The following is a 17,537-nucleotide window of genomic DNA, read 5'->3' on the forward strand; positions in this document are numbered from 1 at the left end:
GATGTCGATGCATCGGCCGTCGGGCTGCCCCAGCTGCGCGGAGCCCCTGGAGGAGGGTGACCGCTTCTGCGGTGTCTGCGGCTACGCCGTGTCCGCCCCGCCGCCCCCGGCCGGGGAGCGGCAGGCGTTCCCGGTGGCCCCGCTGCCCGCCGCCGCCCCGGCGGGCACCTTCCCCGCCTCCGCGTCCGGGCCGACGGCCCCGACCGGGGCCCATCCCGGCGGGGCCTACGGCTTCGCGGAGCCCGCCCCCGGGTGGGGTGCGGTGGCCGGAGCCGCGCAGGGTCCGGCCGGTGACCCGGCCGGCTGGGTGACCGCCCCGGCGCAGCCGCCGGCCGGGGGTGTTCCGTGGAGCCCCGGGGAGGGACCCGTCGCCACCCGCTACGACCTGCCCGGCGCCCCGTACGGCGACCCGGACCCGGACCCCGGCCCGGCGCGCGAAGCCCCGTACGGCACACCGGCCCCGGACCACGTGGACCCGTACGCCGCCGCCGCGCGGGGCGGGGGCGAGGACCCGTACGGGGCTCCGGCCGCCGGTGAGGGCGGTGGCGGGAAGACCTGTGTCGCCTGCCGGGCCGGCCGGGTCGACACCGACGGGTACTGCGAGCACTGCGGGCACGCGCAGCCCCGGGAGCGGGACCACCTGGAGGAGGAGCTCGGGAGCGTCGCCGCCGTCAGCGACCGGGGGCTGCGCCACCACCGCAACGAGGACGCGTTCGCCGTGGCGGCCACCGCGCTGCCCGGCGGCCTCGCCGCCACGGTGGCCGTGGTCTGCGACGGCGTCTCCTCCGCCAGCCGCCCCGACGAGGCCTCGGCCGCCGCCGCGGGCGCCGCCAACGAGTCGCTGCTCGACGCCCTCCCCCGGGGCGCCCACCCCCAGGAGGCCATGCACGAGGCGATCCTGGCCGCCGCCGCCGCCGTGAACGCCCTGGCCCCGCAGTCGCCCGGCGCGCAGAACGCCCCCGCCTGCACCCTGGTCGGCGCCGTCGTCAGCGGTGGGCTGCTGACCATCGGCTGGGTCGGCGACAGCCGCGCCTACTGGATTCCCGACGACCGCGCCGCCCTGCCCCGGCGCCTCACCGAGGACGACTCCTGGGCCGCCCAGATGGTCGCGGCCGGCCTGATGGGCGAGGCCGAGGCGTACGCCGACGTCCGCGCCCACGCCATCACCGGCTGGCTCGGGGCCGACGCGTACGACCTCGACCCGCACACCGCCACCTTCGAACCGGACCACCCGGGCGTGATCGTGGTCTGCACCGACGGCCTGTGGAACTACGCCGAATCCGCGCGGGAGATGGCCGCGGTCCTGCCCGCCGACGCCGCCGCCCGCCCCCTGCACAGCGCTCAGGTCCTGGTGGGCCACGCCCTCGACGGCGGCGGCCACGACAACATCACCGTGGCCGTCGTGCCGTTCGCCGGGCCCCCGCTCCCGCCCGTGTCCCCGCCGCCGGCGGGCCGGACGGAACCAGGCCCCCGGCAGGGAACAGCGCAGGAAGCAGAGCCGGGAACAGTGCCGGGAACATCGCGGGAAACAGCGCGGGAACCGGGCCCCGGACCGCAAGCGCACGTGCGTCCCCGGGTCTGACCCGCCCGCCCGAGTCTCCTAGGAGTCCAACCGATGGCGAACTTCGCCAAGCCGAGCGCCCCGCGCTTCACCGTGGAGGTCCACCAGAACGCGTTCCTCCCCGAGGGCGGGCGGGACGTCCACGCCATCGTCACGGTCACCTCCACCGGCGGGGCCACCGCCACCCGGTCCGTGGGCCGCGACGCCGCCGTGGTGATCATGGTCGACTGCTCGGGGTCCATGGAGTACCCGCCCGACAAGATGCGCGGCGCCCGCGAGGCCACGGCCGCCGCCGTCGACACCCTGCGCGACGGCACCTCCTTCGCCGTGATCGCCGGGACGCACGTGGCCAGGGAGGTCTACCCGGGCCAGGGCCGCCTGGCCGTCGCCGGCCCGGAGACCCGCGCGCAGGCCAAGGAGGCCCTGCGCGGTCTGCGCTCCGGCGGCGGCACCGCCATCGGCACCTGGCTGCGCCTCGCCGACGGCCTGCTGCGCCGGTCCCCCGCCGCCATCCGGCACGGCGTCCTGCTCACCGACGGCCGCAACGAGCACGAGGACCCGGCGGTGCTCCGCGCCACCCTCGACGCCTGCGCGGGCCGCTTCACCTGCGACGCCCGCGGGGTGGGCACCGACTGGGAGGTCAAGGAGGTCACCGGGGTCGCGAGCGCGCTGCTCGGCTCCGCCGACATCGTGGCCGACCCCGCCCACCTCACCGAGGACTTCACGCGCATGATGGAGAACGTCATGGGCAAGGAGGTCGCGGACGTCTCGCTGCGCCTGTGGACCCCGGTCGGCGTGGAGATCCAGTACGTCAAGCAGGTCGCGCCCACCGTCCAGGACCTGACCGGCCGCCGCACCGCGGCCGGGCCCCGGGCGGGCGACTACCCGACCGGGTCGTGGGGCGACGAGTCCCGCGAGTACCACGTGTGCGTCCGGGTCCCGGGCGGGGCCGTGGGCCAGGAGATGCTCGCCGCCCGCGCCACGCTCGTCCTGCCGGACCCCGTGGGCGCGGGGGGCCCCGCGGGCGGGCCGCCGGACCCGCTCTCCCAGGGGCTGGTCCGCGCCGTGTGGACCGACGATCCGGCCGCCTCCACCTCGATCAGCCCCCAGGTCGCCCACTACACCGGGCAGGCGGAACTCGCGCAGGCTATCCAGCAGGGCCTGGAAGCCCGCAAACTGGGGGACGTCGACGGCGCGACCGCCAGGCTCGGCCGGGCGGTCCAGCTGGCGAGCGCCTCCGGCAACGCGGACACTGCCAGACTGCTCGCGAAGGTCGTGGATGTCGTGGACGCGGCGGCGGGTACTGTGCGGCTGAAAGCGAAGGTCGCCGATGCCGACGAGATGACTCTCGAAACGCGTTCGACCCAGACCGTCCGAGTGAAGAAGACCTGAGAGAAGACCTGCCGCGATGACGCAGGGAGAAGGGGGAAGCGCCGCCATGCCGACCTGCCCGAACGGGCACCAGTCCGCCTCCGACGACTGGTGCGAGGTCTGCGGCCACCGCATGGCTGCCCCCGCCGAGCCCTCCTACGGCTACGGATTCCCCCCGCCCTCCGGTGACCTGAGCGCGCAGACCGCCCAGGCCGAGCTGTGCCCGCAGTGCCGGACCCCGCGCGAGGCCATGGCCCCGTTCTGCGAGGAGTGCCGGTACAACTTCCTGACCCGGACGGCGACGTCGTACACCCCGCTCGCGCCGGACCCGGCCCCGGGCGGTGCGACGGGAACCACGGCCGGCCCGGCCGGAGCCGGGCCGGCCGCGCCGTCGTCCGCGCAGCCCGCCGGGGCCTTCTCCCCGGACCACTTCGACTACCAGGTCTCGCGGCCGTCACGGGTCAACCGGCCCGCCGAGCCGCTCCAGCGCGAGGACGACTGGCTGCTGCCGCCGCCCGCGCACGAGCCGTCCACGCACCAGCAGCAGCCCCCGCACCAGCAGCCTCCACACCAGTCCCCGCATCAGCCGTCGCAGGAGTACCAGCAGGCGCAGGAGCCGCATTACCAGCAGCAGCCCCCGCCGCAGGAGTACCAGCAGGAGTACCAGCAGTCCGCCTACCCGCCCCAGCAGCCCCAGCAGCACCAGCCCTTCCCCTCCCAGAGCGGCGGCTCCTGGACCGCCACCATCGGGCCGGACCGCTCCTACTTCCTGGCGATGATGGAGCGCAGCGGCCCCGAGGCCGCCGGGCTCAGCCTGCCCGCGTACTCCCCGGAGCAGCACCTTCCGCTCTCCGGCGGCCAGATCACCATCGGCCGCCGCCGCGCCTCCACGGGCGAGTCCCCGGACATCGACCTCTCGGTGCCCCCGGAGGACCCCGGCGTCTCCCACCAGCACGCGGTCCTCGTCCAGCAGCCCGACGGCAGCTGGGCGGTGGTGGACCAGAACTCCACCAACGGCACCACCCTCAACGGCGGCGAGGAGTCGATCCAGCCCTACGTACCGGTCCCGCTCGCCGACGGCGACCGCGTCCACGTCGGCGCCTGGACCACCATCACCGTCCGCCGCGGCTGAACCACCCGCCCGTACGCCCACCCGCCCGTCCACCCGTACGGCGCGCCGGTCTCAGGGGCCCGGCGCGCCCAGGGGCCACACGTACGGCCCCCGGGGGTCGTCGAGCCACGACCACTGGCCGCCGGTAGTGACCGTGACCCCGAACCGCTCACGGGCCGGACGGCCCTCGCGGCGCCACAGGTCCAGGGCCTCGCGGGGGTGCAGGGCGCCCGCCGTCAGCGTCAGCAGGAACTGGAGGCGCTCGTTCTCCACCAGGTCGTACGGGAGCCCGTACGGCGCGCCGGGTCCGGGGAGCGCCGCCGTGGCCCCGCGCAGGGGCACGAAGTACGCCGGGGTGTGCAGGAAGCGGCCCTCGGCGAAGCCGGGGTCGTGGACCGTGAGCGCGATCAGCCCGGTCGACAGCGGGGCCAGGACCCGCGCCCCCGGACGGCACTGGCCGAGCCAGGCGGGCGGGATCAGCGGCAGTGTGCAGGTCACCATGATCCGGTCGAAGGGAGCCCGGGAGGGGCAGCCGCGCGCCCCGTCGCCGGTGACCACCGCCGGACGGTGGCCGAGCAGTTCCAGATGGGCCCGCGCGGACCCGGTGATCTCCTCGTCCAGGTCCACGGTGGTGACCAGGTCCGCGCCGAGCCGGTGGCAGAGCAGGGCCGCGTTGTAGCCGGTGCCCGCGCCGATCTCCAGCACGTTGTCGCCGTCACGCACCTCCAGGGCCTCCAGCATCCTCGCCATCAGCGAGGGCTGGCTGCTGGAGGAGACCAGCTCGCCGTCGCGCAGCCGGGTCGCCAGCGGGGCGTCCTCGTAGACCCCGCGCAGCCAGCGGGCCCGGCGGGCGGGGTCGGGGTCCTCGGCCCACAGCCGTTCGTGGGCGGCGCCGCGGCCGGTCCAGAAGTACGGGACGAACAGGTGCCGGGGCACGGCCGCGAACGCCGCCCGCCAGGCCGGGTCGTCCAGCGCCCCGGCGGCGGTCAGCTCCCGCACCTGGGCGGCGTGCGCTGCCTCGCGCAAATCCCGCTCCCCGGTGTGCCCGGTGTGTGCGGCCATGCCTCCACTGTGCTGGGACCGGCCCCGGCGTGCGACCGCGCTCGGGGCCCGGCCCGGTCCTTCCCGGTCCTAGGACCGGAGTCCTCCGTCCGGGCGTCTGAGACGATGGTCGGGTGAACGAGATTCCGAGGGGCACCGTCCAGGAGCAGACCTTCTACGAGCAGGTCGGCGGCGAGGAGACCTTCCGCCGTCTGGTCCGGCGGTTCTACGAGGGGGTCGCCGAGGACCCGCTGCTGCGCCCGATGTACCCCGAGGAGGACCTGGGCCCCGCCGAGGAACGGTTCGCGCTCTTCCTGATGCAGTACTGGGGCGGCCCGACCACGTACGGAGAGAACCGCGGCCACCCGCGCCTGCGGATGCGGCACGCCCCGTTCCAGGTGGACGTGGCGGCGCACGACGCCTGGCTGAAGCACATGCGGGTCGCGGTGGACGAGCTGGGGCTGGCGCCGGAGCACGAGGCGCAGCTGTGGCGGTACCTGACGTACGCCGCCGCGTCGATGATCAACGCCCAGTGAACGGACCACGGCCCCACCGGACCCGGTGACGGCCCGGGCCGCCCGGGTCGGCCGGCCGACCTAGACCGGCCGGACCTGGAGGGCGCCGAGGCCACCGCGGACGCCGGGGTTGCGGGTGGCGACGGAGCCGTACGGGGTGCTCAGCCGCAGCCAGCCCCCGGAGGCGAAGAGCGCCACCGGGCAGGAGGCTCCGGGCGGCGCGGACCGGGCCGGCGGCAGGAAGCCCAGGGACTGCGCGGCGTGCACGGCACGCAGCGGGAGTTCGGTGCACGGCAGGGTGCGGGACCAGATCTCGCGGCCGATGCGGTCGCGCTCGGAGCGGGTCCGGTGCTGCGCGGGCAGGGCCTCGTCGCGGGCCCGGAACTCGGCGACGGCGGCCGTCACGGCCGCCCGCACCTCTTCGGCGCCGGGCAGGCCGGGCACCTGGCGCCAGCCGCCGCGGGGCGGGAGCACCCCGGTCCAGGGCGGCCCGGTGACCGCGCCGGGCACGACGGCGCGGGCGGCGCCCTCGTCGACGGCCTCCAGCAGCTCACCGGCGGACACGGTCACGTCCAGCGGCGAACCGACGGGCGTGGCGAGCCGTACCGTGCGGACGGCGAGGACCTCGAAGGAGGGCGGCCGTCCGAAGACGGCGAGCGCGCCGCCGCCCTCCCCCGCGGCCTTCGGCGCGGTCGGTGCCCCCTGGAGGCGGACCGCGGCGGCGCGGTCGTAGTGCACCAGCCGGCCCAGGAAGGCGGCGAGGTCCGCCGCCTCCCCGGGGTCGGCGAAGCACAGCCGGTCGTTCATGCCGCGAGGTGCCTTTCCCGGCCGTCGCCGCCCGGGGCGGGCGTGTCGAGGTACTCCTCCAGGAAGAGCCTCTCCTCGGCCGTGATCCGGCGGGGCCGCCCCTCGGCGAGGTTGTACGGCACCACCACGGTCTCGGCGCGCACGTAGACCGTCTCGGGCCGGTCCCCGGTGGCCTCGTCCTTGACCTCGTAGCGGATGGTCAGGGACGCCGCGCCTATCCGGGTCACCCAGGACTCGATGAGGACCGGCTCGTGGCGGTGGACCAGGGGCAGCTTGTAGTCGATCTCGTGGCGGGCCACGACGGAACCGCCCGTGAAGGACTCACTGCCCTCCCCCGGCGCGAGACGGAACATGAAGTCGATGCGCGCCTCCTCCAGGTAGCGGAGGAAGACGACATTGTTGACGTGCCCGAAGGCGTCCATGTCCGCCCAGCGAAGGGGGCACCGGTAGTGATGTCTGGCCATGGTGGCGGCCTCAGCCTCGGGTGAGCTTCTTGTAGGTGGCACGGTGCGGACGGGTCGCGTCCGCACCGAGGCGCTCGACCTTGTTCTTCTCGTACGACTCGAAGTTGCCCTCGAACCAGTACCACTTGGATTCGCCCTCGTACGCCAGGATGTGCGTGGCGACCCGGTCGAGGAACCAGCGGTCGTGGGAGATGACCACGGCCGCGCCGGGGAATTCGAGCAGGGCGTTCTCCAGGGAGGAGAGCGTCTCGACGTCGAGGTCGTTGGTGGGCTCGTCGAGGAGCAGCAGGTTGCCGCCCTCCTTGAGCGTCAGCGCCAGGTTGAGGCGGTTGCGCTCACCGCCGGAGAGGACACCGGCCGGCTTCTGCTGGTCCGGGCCCTTGAAGCCGAAGGCGCTGACGTACGCGCGGGACGGCATCTCGACATGGCCGACGTTGATGTAGTCCAGCTCGTCCGACACGACCGCCCAGAGGGTCTTCTTGGGGTCGATGTTGGCGCGGGACTGGTCGACGTACGAGATCTTGACGGTCTCGCCGACCTTGATCGAGCCGGAGTCCGGGGTCTCCAGACCCTGGATCATCTTGAAGAGCGTGGTCTTGCCGGCGCCGTTCGGGCCGATGATGCCCACGATGCCGTTGCGCGGCAGGGTGAAGGACAGGCCGTCGATGAGGACCTTGTCACCGAACGCCTTGGAGAGGTTGTCGACCTCGACCACGATCGAGCCCAGACGCGGGCCCGGCGGGATCTGGATCTCCTCGAAGTCCAGCTTGCGCATCTTGTCCGCCTCGGCCGCCATCTCCTCGTAGCGGGCCAGACGGGCCTTGGACTTGGTCTGACGCCCCTTGGCGTTGGACCGCACCCACTCCAGCTCTTCCTTGAGGCGCTTCTGGCGCTTCTCGTCCTTGCGGCCCTCGACCTTGAGGCGGGTGGCCTTCTTCTCCAGGTACGTGGAGTAGTTGCCCTCGTAGGGCAGGGCGCGACCGCGGTCGAGTTCGAGAATCCACTCGGCGACGTTGTTCAGGAAGTAACGGTCGTGGGTGACGGCCACCACGGCGCCCGCGTACTTCGAGAGGTGCTGCTCCAGCCAGTTCACCGACTCGGCGTCGAGGTGGTTGGTGGGCTCGTCGAGGAGGAGCAGGTCCGGGGCCTCGATCAGCAGCTTGCAGAGCGCGACGCGGCGCTTCTCGCCACCGGAGAGGTTGGTGACCGGCCAGTCGCCGGGGGGGCAGCCCAGGGCGTCCATGGCCTGCTCCAGCTGGGCGTCGAGGTCCCAGGCGTTGGAGTGGTCCAGGTCTTCCTGGAGCTTGCCCATCTCGTCGAGGAGCGCGTCGGAGTAGTCCGTCGCCATCAGCTCGGCGACCTCGTTGAAGCGGTGGAGCTTCTTCATGATGTCGGCGGCGCCGTCCTGAACGTTCTCCAGGACGGTCTTCGACTCGTCGAGCTTGGGCTCCTGCATGAGGATGCCGACGGTGAAGCCGGGCGAGAGGTACGCCTCGCCGTTGGACGGCTGCTCCAGGCCCGCCATGATCTTCAGAACGGTGGACTTACCGGCGCCGTTCGGGCCGACCACACCGATCTTCGCACCGGGCAGGAAGTTCAGGGTGACGTCATCAAGAATCACCTTGTCGCCGTGCGCCTTGCGCGTCTTGCGCATGGTGTAGATGAACTCAGCCAAGAGAAACCGTCCGGCAGATCGATGAGTGGGCAGATACACCCCATCTTGCCGTACGTCCATCCCCCGGGGGAAACGCGTCCGGTCGCGGGGCTGTGACCTGGGTGCCTGCCCCGGTCCGGGTTCCGGACCCGGCCGCGACCGCGCTGGACTCCGGTACGGACTCCCGCGCCGGGGCTCCTGACCTGCGGCCCCGGCACCGGCACGGGACGGCGGGGGCCGGGGGCCCGGCGGGGGTCAGGCCCCTTCCTCCCCGTCCAGGGGGCGCTTGCGGAGCAGGAGGACCACCAGGCCGCCCAGGACCACCAGGCCCACGGCCAGGGAGGCGACGACCGGGGTGGCCGCCGAGCTGCCGCTCGTGGCGAGGCGCCCCTCCTCCGGGGAGTACCCGGAGGCCGGGGTGGACCGCGCGCCCAGCATCGCCGCCGCGCCCGTGCCCGGGGCCGGGGCGGCCGTCCTCGCCGTGGTGCCCGGGGTGGCGCCCGGCGTGGCGTCCGGGGTCGGCCCGGTTCCCGTGCCGGGCCGGGTGGCCGGGGCCTGCGGCCAGAGCGCCGTGGCCGTGGCCGCCGTGACGGACACGCTGGAGCCGGCCACGATCTGCGCCTGGGCCGGTACCCCGCTGGTGAAGACCCGCCCGACCGGCACCTTGGTCGCACCCTGGACGGTGACCGAGGCCGTCCCGTCCGGGGTGCCCGCGGGTACCTCGAAGTAGATCCGGCTCCCGTTGGCGGCGGTGGTGAGCGGGCGCCCCTCGGCGTCCACCACCCGCACGCCCATCGCCAGGGCCGCCGCGTCCGGGGTGACCGAGACGCTCTGCGCACCGGTCCGCACGGTCACCGGGCCGAGCCGGGTGCCCACCGGTCCCGACACCGCCCCGGGGTCCAGTGCCAGCGAGGCCGGCGGCTCGGGCAGCAGCCCCGCCTCCCGCTGCAGGTAGTCGGCGAGTTTCTCCGCCGCCGGGTCCGCCGCCTCCACCTGCGCGCCGTCCGCCAGCCGCCAGATCGCCACCTGGGTCCCGGCGGCGGCGCTCTCCGCGGTGAGCGACTCGGCTCCGGCCGCCTTCGCGAGCCCGGCCAGATCGTTCAGCTGGGGGTAGGAGTGCTCCAGGACCCAGCGAATGCGGCCCGCCTCCCCGTTCCCGGCGAGCGGGCTGCCGCTCCAGCCGCTCTCGCCGTACCGGGTCTGGGGCTGCGCGTTGCCCGTGACGCCGACTCCGTAGGTCTGGAGCGTCCCGCCGCCGTCGACCCGCATCTCGTACAGCCCGGCCGGGATGTGCCGGACCGGTCCGTCCCCGACGCGCAGGACCGCCTGGCCGTAGGTCTTGAGTCCGTCCAGCACGGCGCTCGCTCCCTCCGGGCCGCGTGGTGGCGGCGCGTCGGAGTCGGCGGCGGCCGTCGCGCCCGGCGTGCCCGCGAGGGCCGCGGCCAGCAACGCCACCGCCAGGGGCCGCCCCGCCGAAGCCCGTACCCCGGCCCTCGCGCGGGCTCGTACCGCGCCGAGGGCCGTGAGAGGAGCCTGCGCAACAGCGTGAGGAGCCTCCGGAGCAGCGGAAGCGGCGGGAGCGACAGGAGCAGCGGTGGAGGAGCGGACGGCGGATGGGGAGGGGACAGAGGAGAGGGAGGGGACGGCGGAGATGGAAGAAGGAGTGGAGTCAGGAGCGGAGGATGCGGGAACGGCAATCGACACAGTCTTCCCCTTCGGGCCAAAGACCCAGGTGCCCGTGAGTACCGTGGAATCCTAACCGGCTCGAACACTCAGACCACCGCCGCGTTCTGAGTGGGCATCAGTGGCGTGTCCGTCCTGACGATCCGCCGGAACGCGGCCGTCCCCCGGTTCAGGTCGTGCCCGACGGCGGTCGCGTCGATCTCCGCCGCGACCCGGCGGTTGCCCTCCCCGTCGGGCGGGTCCGTACGCACGCGCAGCCGCCCGTGCACCACCAGGGGTTCGCCGACGGACACCGAACCGGCCAGGTTGACCGCGAGCGTCCGCCGCGCCCACACGGTGTAGAAGCTGGTGGTGCCGTCGGTCCAGGCGTCCTTGCGCCGGTCGAAGTAGCGCGGTGTCACCGCGAAGCGGAACCTTGCCGCCGGGCCGTTGGGCGTCTCCTTGTAGTCGACCTTCGTCGCCACATGACCCACCAGCGTCACCTGGGTGTCGTTCATCCTGGTCACCCTCCCCCTTCGTCTCCACGCGTCACGTCCACGTCCCGTGGCCGCGTGCTGTGGCCACGCGTTGCGTTCACGTGTTGCGTTCACGTGTTGCGTTCACGCGTCGTGTCCACGCGTCGTGTCCACGTGCCCGTGCGGACCGTCCGCACGAGACACGACCCATGCTGGGGCTGCCCGCCGGTTCCCGCTCGGGCCTGTGGACTACTGGTGGGTTGTGGACAACTTGTTCACCCCTGCGGCGACCGTCGCGTACTGCTCCCGCACCTCCCGGTAGCGCAGCAGTTCCGCCGCCACCGGTTCCAGGACCCGGGCCCGCCCGCAGCCGGCCGCCGCCTGTCGCAGTCTCTGTTCCGCGTCCTGTCCGTACCGCCGGGCCGGGCCGCGGGCCGCGAGGGAGCACGCCCACTCCACCAGTGGCCCGCCGATGATCCCCGCCACCATCAGCAGTACCGGAGGCAGCAGCCGGGGCTCCAGGACCCCCGCGATCTGGCCGACCAGCCACAGCCCGCCGTAGACCTGGACCAGTGTCATGGCCGCCTGCGCCAGGACCGCCGCGGGCCACCACGCGGGCCGCGGTGGCCTGGGGCTCGGCACCGCGACGGCCGCGCCGAGCGTCACCGCGATCTCGTCCAGCGCCTCCGGGAGCCGCTCGGCGCCGCGCACCGCGGCCTCCCGCACCGCCTGCGACCAGGGTTCGGGCAGGCCGGTGGCCGCCTCGTCGGCGACCGCCCGTACGGCCTGCTCCACCCGCTGGCGGGCGGTCACCTCCTCCTCGGGCGGTGCCTCCACGGCGACGGGGCCCCGGCCTCCGATGACCGCCAGGGCGGCCAGACCCGCCAGGGTGCGCGGGGCGCGGCGGCCCTCGTACCACCGCCACAGCCGCAGCCAGGGCGTCCCGCACGCCTTGCCCGCGTTGCGCCGCCAGGCCCGCTCGGCGGCGAGCCCGGCCGCGTACGCCCCGACCGCTTCCGCGAGCCGGTCCTCGAACTCGGCGCGCGCCGCCTCCCCGATCTCCGGGCCCTGGTGGCCGTCGGCGACGTACAGCGGGCGCAGGCGCCCGGCCGCGCGGTCGAGGTCGGCGGAGATCCGGCGGGTGGCGGCGCCCCGCTCCTGGGTGAACTGTCCGAGCAGCTCGCGGAGTTCCCCGACGCCCTCCCCGGTCAGCGCGGAGAGGCCGAGGACGGTGGCCCCGGGCTCGCCGTGCTCACCGAGGGCGATGCCGTCCTCGTCCAGGAGCCTGCGCAGGTCGTCCAGGACCAGGTCCGCGGATTCCCCGGGAAGCCGGTCCACCTGGTTCAGCACGACGAACGTCACCTCCGCGTGCCCGGCCAGGGGCCGCAGGTACCGCTCGTGCAGCACCGCGTCCGCGTACTTCTCCGGGTCCACGACCCACACCACCGCGTCGACCAGCGCCAGGACCCGGTCCACGTGGTCCCGGTGCGTGACGAGCGCAGAGTCCAGGTCGGGCAGGTCGACGAGGACCATGCCGCGCAGCGCCTCCGTCCCCGGACCCTCGCGGGGGCGTCGCCGCAGCCGCCCCGGGATCTCCAGCCGGTCCAGCAGCCCGGCCGCCCCGTCCGACCAGCTGCACGCGATCGGCGCGGCGGTCGTGGGGCGTCGCAGTCCCGTCTCGGAGATCTGTACTCCTGCGAGTGAATTGAAGAGCGTGGACTTGCCGCTTCCGGTGGCTCCGGCGACCGCGACGACCGTGTGCCGCGCGGACAGCCCGCGCCGCGCCGCAGCCTCGTCCAGCACCCGGCCGGCCTCGGCGAGGGTCTTGCCGTCGAGCCGGGTCCGGGAGAGCCCGACCAGCTGGCGCAGGGCTTCGAGGCGCGTCCGCAGCGCCTGGCCCTCGGGACTGAGCAGGGGCGCGGACGTCCGTCCTCCGTCACTGCCCGCGCCGGACACCGTTCCGGTACGGAAACCCGTGCCGGTACGGGACCCCGGGCCACGGCTGCTGCCGGAGGCTGGTGCGGAACCGGCCCGCCCGGGCTCCCTGCCTGCCCCGGGCTTCCCGGCTGTCCTGGACTTCCCGGCTGCCCCTGCTGTCCCTGCTGCCCTGGCCGACTCGTCCGTCTCGTCCGTCTCGTCCGTCTCGTGGTCCCCGTACACCTCGTAGTCCTCGTACTCCCCGTACGACCTGTACGTCCCGTACGCCCTTCCCCCTGTCCAGCTCCCCTGGCTCCCCTGGTTCTCCAGGTCTTCCTGGTTCCTCTGCGACTCGTATGTTTCGTACGTTCCGCGCGTTCCGTACGTTTCGCCCTCGTGGTCCTTGTGGGCCCCGTGACCCGCCCGGCTCCTCGGCCGGCCCGTGGCGCCTCCCCTCCCCGCCCGTTCCGGCGCCGCCTCGGGCCGCTCGGAGGCCTCCGTACGGCGCGAACGCGCGATCAGTCCGTCGTCCCAGCGGTCACCGGCGCGGTCGCTCAGGGCAGACACCGCGTCACCTCTCCTTCTGCAGTACGGACAGTGCGGCGATCAGCTCGGCCTGTGGTTCCGGGGTCACTCCGAGCGCTTCCAGCGGGGCGAGCCTGCGGTCGCGTTCGGCGCGCAGCACCTGGTCGAGGTGGTCGCCCACCAGCTCCCCGCCCCGGTCGCGCAGCCGTACGGCGGCCTGTACGCCGATCCGTTCAGCCAGCTTCTCCCCCGCCGGGCGGGCCCGCTTGCCTCCGAGGAGGGTGGCGACCAGCAGGGCCGTGACCCCGTCGGGGTCGGGCGCGGGCTGTCGGTCGAGCCGCGCCACCTCCTCCTCGGCGAGTTCCTCCAGCACGCGCCGCCAGCGCCGTACGGCCATGCCGATACGTTCCGCCGCCTCCCGGTCGGGCGCGGGCAGCGGCACCGCTCCGGCGGCCGGTTCGCTCCGCCACGCCTCGGCGATCCGCTCGTCGGCGGCGGCCACGGCGCACTGGACCAGGGCGGCGAGGGACTCCGCGAGGGAGTCCAGCAGTTCGTCCGCGCTGGTGTCGAGCGGGTAGCCGCGCCACCGGGTCAGGGCGTCCCCGGCCAGGACCGCGCCCCGGTCGAGCCGGCTGCGGACCCGTTTGCCCTCCTTGCGGTACGCGTCCTCCACGGCCGAGGTGAGCCGTACGGCGGCGGCGTGCTGGGCGGCGACGGCGGAGGCCAGCTCCGGCATCCGGCGCCCGAGGGAGTCCAGCGCGCCGGCCGCGGTGCGACCGACGGCGTAGTGCCGGGCGGCGGCGTCCTGCGCGTGGTGGGAGAGCCAGGCGAAGAGCGGTGTGACGACGCTGGCGGGCAGCAGCCCGCCCCCGCCCGCCGACTCGGGCAGCTCGGGCACCGTGAACCGCGGCACGTCACCCAGCCCGGCGCGGGTGAGCAGCGCCCCGTACTGCCGTGAGACCTCGGCGAGCACCTGGTGCGGGACCCGGTCGAGGACGATGATCAGGGTGGACTTGTACTCCTTGGCGGTGCGCAGCAGGTGCCAGGGCACGGCGTCGGCGTACCGCGAGGCGGTGGTGACCATGACCCAGACGTCGGCGGCGCAGATGAGCTGGGCGGCGAGTGTCCGGTTCTCGACCACGAGGGAGTCGATGTCGGGGGCGTCGAGGAGGGCGAGGCCGCGCGGGAGGCTGGAGACGGTCTCGATCCTCATCTCACGGGTCGCGTGGCTGAGGCCGTCGCCGTGTCTGTCGCCTTGCCTGTAGGTGCGGCCGCCGTCGGGTCCGCTGCCCCGTCCGTCGCCGTTCCCGTCGCCGTTCCCGTCGCCGTTTCCGTTGGTGCTTCCGTTGGTGCTTCCGTTGGTGCTTCCGTCGATGTTTTCGTAGCCGTCACCGATCCGGTGGCCGTGGGTGTGGCCGTTCGGGTGATCGTGGGCGCGGGTGTGGGTGTCGGCGCGGGTGTGGGTGTCGGCGCGGGTGTGGGTGTCGGCGCGGGTGTCGGAGCGGCCGTGTCCGTCCTCCCCGTACGGCTCCCAGACCCGCATCAGGTCGGGCAGCACCCGCATCCCGGCGAACCAGTGATGGTCGTCGGGGTGACAGACGAGCACCGGGGTCCGCGTGGTCGGGCGCAGCACCCCGGCTTCGCTGACCCGCCGTCCGACGAGGGAGTTGACGAGGGTGGACTTACCGGCCCCGGTGGACCCGCCGACAACGGCGAGCAGGGGCGCCTCGGGCGCCTTCAGCCGGGGTACGAGGTAGTCGTCGAGCTGCGCGAGCAGCTCGGCTCTGGTCTGGCGGGCGCGCGGGGCACCGGGCAGGGGCAGCGGCAGACGCACGGACGCGACCCGGTCGCGCAGGGCGGACAGGGCATCGAGCAGCTGAGGCCGAACATCCAAGGTCACCACATGCGAAGAATGCCCAATTTAGAGCTATTTTTGAAGCTTATACGCCCTCTGCGCGCCGACCGCGACTCCAGCGAGACATCCTGGACAGAGCGGACGAGTGGGACGCAGGCATAACGAGTGCACAACACCACGGGCACGGCGGCGCAAAAGCGATGCGAGAATCGCACCTGCCTGCGATTATCGGGACCGCTTCACCGAACCTCCACATCGTGGCACGCGGGTGAAGCAACCGGGACAAGGCAACCGGAGCCCTATCCTTGACCTGGCACGGACGACCGTCACACCCCCACCCCGGGGCTCCAGGCCATCACGGCCACCTTCCGGCCCCCGTAGCTCAGTGGATAGAGCAGGTGCCTTCTAAGCACTTGGCCGCAGGTTCGAGTCCTGCCGGGGGCACAAGATCGGGACCCTCCTTCGGGAAGGTCCTTTTCGCTGGTCAGGACGAGTCCTGTGGAGTGATTCAAGGGCCGGATGCGCCCTACTCTGAGGACTGGGCGCATCCGGCGGTGTCCGGCTGGTTCCGGGTTTCTGCGGGTGGCTGCGGAGAATGCGCGGAGAAGTTCTCAGCGCCTCGGCGCGGCCGGGTCCGGCAGCTCCCCCGCGTCTTCGATCCGCTGTTTCAGATCGTCCAGCTGCCCGTCAATACAGCGGGCATACGTGGCCAGCAGGACGGGGACGCTGTTACCCGCCCACTCGGCCACGGTCGCGGGCGGGACACCGGCGTTGAGCCAGTTGGTCAGGCAGGTGTGGCGGAGGTCGTAGACGCGGCGACCGAGCGGGGTCCCGAATTCGTACGGGTTGAGCATCTCCTTCCGGGCCCGCCGCCACGCTCGCCGGATCACGGACCCAGCGAGGTACCCGCCCTTCTCCCCCTGCATCAGGAGGTCACCGGGCTTCAGCCCCTCCTTCTCGATGTGGGTTCGGAGAATCCGTGTCAGGGCGGGACGGCATGGGACGGTGCGGGTGTCGTCGGCGGCCCGTCCCTTGAGCCCGCGTTCTTCACGGACCTCACCCGTGTCCGTCCACTGCTTGCCGACCTCGGGGTGGGCAGCGTGAAGCAACAGCTCGCCCCACTGGTCGTCGGCGCCCGCGTCAGGCAGGCGTACGTCCCCGACATCGATGGCCACGACCTCTTCCGGGCGGGCGCCGGCGTAGTACATCGCGGCGAAGAAAGCGTGCAGCCGTCGACCGCCACGCGGGCGTGCGTAGATCCAGCCGAGCAGCGTGGCGGCCTGGCCGCTGTTGAGCAGCGACCGCTTGTCGACGGCGGAGGAGGTCTTGGCCGCCGTGGTGCTGGCGCCCTTGCCCTTCGGAAGCGGGTTCTCCTTGAGCACCTTCTTCTTGATGGCGTACTCGAAGAGGACGTTCAGGACGCGCTTCGTCCGACGGGCCGAGCTGGCGGCCACAGCCTTACCGTCCAGCTTCGTCGCGGCCGCTCGGAGCGCCGTCTCCGCGATGCTCTCGTCCTCCCAGGCCGCCATGGTGAGCGAGTTCCGTTGCACCCACCGTAGGATCACAGCGACCTCCGGCGGTGCCTGTTCCCGTCGGCGGGTATTGAAGGCGTACTCCCGAAGCGCCCGACGTACCTCCACGCCCTTGAACGTCGTCGGCTGGGAGCGGAGCAGGGCGATCGTGACGGGCGTGAGCGCCTTCGCCACGTTCCGCCGGTTGTTCGCCGAGGTCCGCTCCCAGAGCTGGTCGACGAACTGGACCGCGAAGTCGTACCACTTCACGCTGGCCGCCCGGGACAGGAACGAGACCGGCAGCCCGGAGGAGAGGCTGAACGCCTCCCCCTTGCTGGCGGCGGACACAAGTCCCGCCCGGAAGGAGTCGGCGAGGGGAGCAGTGCCGAACGGCTTCCGCCACTCCTTGCCTTCCAGCTCCCAGCGGACCGTGTACGTGGTCTTCTTCCTCCCCTCGTACACAGAGGTCTTCCAGAACCGCACGTCGTACGTCGTGTCCATCAAGCAGCGTCCTCGCACTCGTTCAGCCAGACCTCCAGGTCGATCCGGCGGACACGGAGACCACCGTTCGGGAGCTTGATGCAGCGGGGAGCACGCTGCTTCTGGCGCCAGTCGTAGAAGGTGGAGCGGGTGATCCCGAGCTCTTCGCACAGCTCGGGGACGGTGAGCATCGTGCGGGCCTTGGGGGTGCTGGCCATCGAAGTCCCTCCCAGAGGGCAGGTAGCCGGGGCGGTGTTGCTCGGCGGCGCCACTCTCAAGGGGCTCGTCCGAGGTTGGGATTTCTGCGTCATCGCGTCATCTGCGTCATCTGTGGTTCTGACCTGCGGTTTTGGGGTGACGCAGGGGCCTACGGGCTGTGTCACAGGTGACGCTGGTCTCTGTCATTGGTGACGCGGGTGACGCGAGGTGACGCAGCTTCCGGCCGTCTGCGTCATCGGTGAAGCCGCAGGTCATAGAGCGGTTGCGGTGTCCTGGTGACGCGGGTGACGCAGGAGCTCTTCCCTTCGGACAAGAGGGTGGGGTGTCTGTCGTAGTGCGACAGGTCCAGCGCGAGATAAAGGGGCCGC

14 protein-coding genes and 1 tRNA gene are annotated in these 17,537 nt (G+C 73.2%); 5 read left to right on the forward strand and 10 right to left on the reverse strand.

The annotated features are described in order from the left end of the window. Nucleotide 1 precedes the first annotated feature (1 nt). The 3 genes from ACIA5F_RS04505 to ACIA5F_RS04515 are packed head-to-tail and all read left to right on the forward strand — an operon-like array spanning nucleotide 2 to nucleotide 4,064. The gene (locus ACIA5F_RS04505) at nucleotides 2-1,582 is read left to right on the forward strand and encodes a protein phosphatase 2C domain-containing protein (RefSeq protein WP_399349040.1); all 1,581 of its coding nucleotides are present in this window, start codon (nucleotides 2-4) and stop codon (nucleotides 1,580-1,582) included. Between the two features lie 33 nt (nucleotides 1,583-1,615). Next, complete coding sequence (locus ACIA5F_RS04510; RefSeq protein ID WP_399349043.1) at nucleotides 1,616-2,953, forward strand: VWA domain-containing protein; 1,338 nt, start codon at nucleotides 1,616-1,618, stop codon at nucleotides 2,951-2,953. A gap of 46 nt (nucleotides 2,954-2,999) precedes the next feature. Then, nucleotides 3,000-4,064, forward strand: a complete 1,065-nt coding sequence (locus ACIA5F_RS04515; RefSeq protein WP_399349044.1) for an FHA domain-containing protein — start codon at nucleotides 3,000-3,002, stop codon at nucleotides 4,062-4,064. Nucleotides 4,065-4,115: 51 nt separating this feature from the next. Here the strand turns inward: ACIA5F_RS04515 and ACIA5F_RS04520 are convergent, their stop codons facing one another. Further along, entirely contained in the window at nucleotides 4,116-5,105 is a 990-nt protein-coding gene (locus ACIA5F_RS04520; protein ID WP_399349045.1) for a methyltransferase domain-containing protein, read from the reverse strand. Between the two features lie 113 nt (nucleotides 5,106-5,218). Here ACIA5F_RS04520 and ACIA5F_RS04525 point away from each other — a divergent pair, with 113 nt between their 5' ends. Continuing rightward, nucleotides 5,219-5,620: a globin gene (locus ACIA5F_RS04525; RefSeq protein ID WP_399349046.1), complete on the forward strand. Its 402-nt coding sequence runs from the start codon at nucleotides 5,219-5,221 to the stop codon at nucleotides 5,618-5,620. A gap of 60 nt (nucleotides 5,621-5,680) precedes the next feature. On the opposite strand, the gene ACIA5F_RS04530 is transcribed toward ACIA5F_RS04525, so the two are convergent. The 7 genes from ACIA5F_RS04530 to ACIA5F_RS04560 all read right to left on the reverse strand — a co-directional run bounded on the left by ACIA5F_RS04530 (nucleotide 5,681) and on the right by ACIA5F_RS04560 (nucleotide 15,007). Beyond that, a complete protein-coding gene (locus ACIA5F_RS04530; RefSeq protein ID WP_399349047.1) occupies nucleotides 5,681-6,406 on the reverse strand; it encodes a hypothetical protein in 726 nt (241 codons plus the stop codon). Next, complete coding sequence (locus ACIA5F_RS04535) at nucleotides 6,403-6,870, reverse strand: acyl-CoA thioesterase (protein ID WP_399349049.1); 468 nt, start codon at nucleotides 6,868-6,870, stop codon at nucleotides 6,403-6,405. The genes ACIA5F_RS04530 and ACIA5F_RS04535 overlap by 4 nt, the downstream gene beginning before the upstream one ends. A gap of 10 nt (nucleotides 6,871-6,880) precedes the next feature. Then, nucleotides 6,881-8,545 carry an energy-dependent translational throttle protein EttA gene (gene ettA, locus ACIA5F_RS04540; protein WP_399349051.1) on the reverse strand — a complete coding sequence of 555 codons (1,665 nt, stop codon included), beginning with the start codon at nucleotides 8,543-8,545 and terminating at the stop codon, nucleotides 6,881-6,883. 234 nt (nucleotides 8,546-8,779) lie between these two features. Beyond that, nucleotides 8,780-9,979 (reverse strand): thioester domain-containing protein, encoded by a 1,200-nt coding sequence (locus ACIA5F_RS04545; RefSeq protein ID WP_399349053.1) that lies wholly within the window; start codon nucleotides 9,977-9,979, stop codon nucleotides 8,780-8,782. A gap of 317 nt (nucleotides 9,980-10,296) precedes the next feature. Continuing rightward, nucleotides 10,297-10,704 carry a single-stranded DNA-binding protein gene (locus ACIA5F_RS04550; protein WP_399349055.1) on the reverse strand — a complete coding sequence of 136 codons (408 nt, stop codon included), beginning with the start codon at nucleotides 10,702-10,704 and terminating at the stop codon, nucleotides 10,297-10,299. A 207-nt stretch (nucleotides 10,705-10,911) separates the two neighbouring features. Beyond that, nucleotides 10,912-12,822 (reverse strand): GTPase, encoded by a 1,911-nt coding sequence (locus ACIA5F_RS04555; RefSeq protein WP_399349571.1) that lies wholly within the window; start codon nucleotides 12,820-12,822, stop codon nucleotides 10,912-10,914. Nucleotides 12,823-13,150: 328 nt separating this feature from the next. Beyond that, on the reverse strand, nucleotides 13,151-15,007 hold the full coding sequence (locus tag ACIA5F_RS04560) for a dynamin family protein (protein WP_399349057.1): 1,857 nt from the start codon (nucleotides 15,005-15,007) through the stop codon (nucleotides 13,151-13,153). Between the two features lie 323 nt (nucleotides 15,008-15,330). Here ACIA5F_RS04560 and ACIA5F_RS04565 point away from each other — a divergent pair. After that, nucleotides 15,331-15,403, forward strand: a tRNA-Arg gene (locus ACIA5F_RS04565). Nucleotides 15,404-15,570: 167 nt separating this feature from the next. Here ACIA5F_RS04565 and ACIA5F_RS04570 read toward each other — a convergent pair. Both ACIA5F_RS04570 and ACIA5F_RS04575 read right to left on the reverse strand, forming a co-directional pair. After that, nucleotides 15,571-16,971: a tyrosine-type recombinase/integrase gene (locus ACIA5F_RS04570; RefSeq protein WP_399349059.1), complete on the reverse strand. Its 1,401-nt coding sequence runs from the start codon at nucleotides 16,969-16,971 to the stop codon at nucleotides 15,571-15,573. Further along, the gene (locus ACIA5F_RS04575; RefSeq protein ID WP_399349061.1) at nucleotides 16,971-17,168 is read right to left on the reverse strand and encodes a helix-turn-helix transcriptional regulator; all 198 of its coding nucleotides are present in this window, start codon (nucleotides 17,166-17,168) and stop codon (nucleotides 16,971-16,973) included. The genes ACIA5F_RS04570 and ACIA5F_RS04575 overlap by 1 nt, the downstream gene beginning before the upstream one ends. Nucleotides 17,169-17,537: the final 369 nt, after the last annotated feature.

The organism is Streptomyces sp. NPDC051567 (genome assembly GCF_044454165.1).
Taxonomy (GTDB): Bacteria; Actinomycetota; Actinomycetes; order Streptomycetales; family Streptomycetaceae; genus Streptomyces.

What these genes read in the sequence shown, in the direction of transcription:
- ACIA5F_RS04505 (WP_399349040.1), top strand. Translation starts at nt 2, where the DNA reads ATGTCGATGCATCGGCCGTCGGGCTGCCCCAGCTGCGCGGAGCCCCTG.
- ACIA5F_RS04510 (WP_399349043.1), top strand. Translation starts at nt 1,616, where the DNA reads ATGGCGAACTTCGCCAAGCCGAGCGCCCCGCGCTTCACCGTGGAGGTC.
- ACIA5F_RS04515 (WP_399349044.1), top strand. Translation starts at nt 3,000, where the DNA reads ATGCCGACCTGCCCGAACGGGCACCAGTCCGCCTCCGACGACTGGTGC.
- ACIA5F_RS04520 (WP_399349045.1), bottom strand. Translation starts at nt 5,105, where the DNA reads ATGGCCGCACACACCGGGCACACCGGGGAGCGGGATTTGCGCGAGGCA.
- ACIA5F_RS04530 (WP_399349047.1), bottom strand. Translation starts at nt 6,406, where the DNA reads ATGAACGACCGGCTGTGCTTCGCCGACCCCGGGGAGGCGGCGGACCTC.
- ACIA5F_RS04535 (WP_399349049.1), bottom strand. Translation starts at nt 6,870, where the DNA reads ATGGCCAGACATCACTACCGGTGCCCCCTTCGCTGGGCGGACATGGAC.
- ACIA5F_RS04550 (WP_399349055.1), bottom strand. Translation starts at nt 10,704, where the DNA reads ATGAACGACACCCAGGTGACGCTGGTGGGTCATGTGGCGACGAAGGTC.
- ACIA5F_RS04570 (WP_399349059.1), bottom strand. Translation starts at nt 16,971, where the DNA reads ATGGACACGACGTACGACGTGCGGTTCTGGAAGACCTCTGTGTACGAG.
- ACIA5F_RS04575 (WP_399349061.1), bottom strand. Translation starts at nt 17,168, where the DNA reads ATGGCCAGCACCCCCAAGGCCCGCACGATGCTCACCGTCCCCGAGCTG.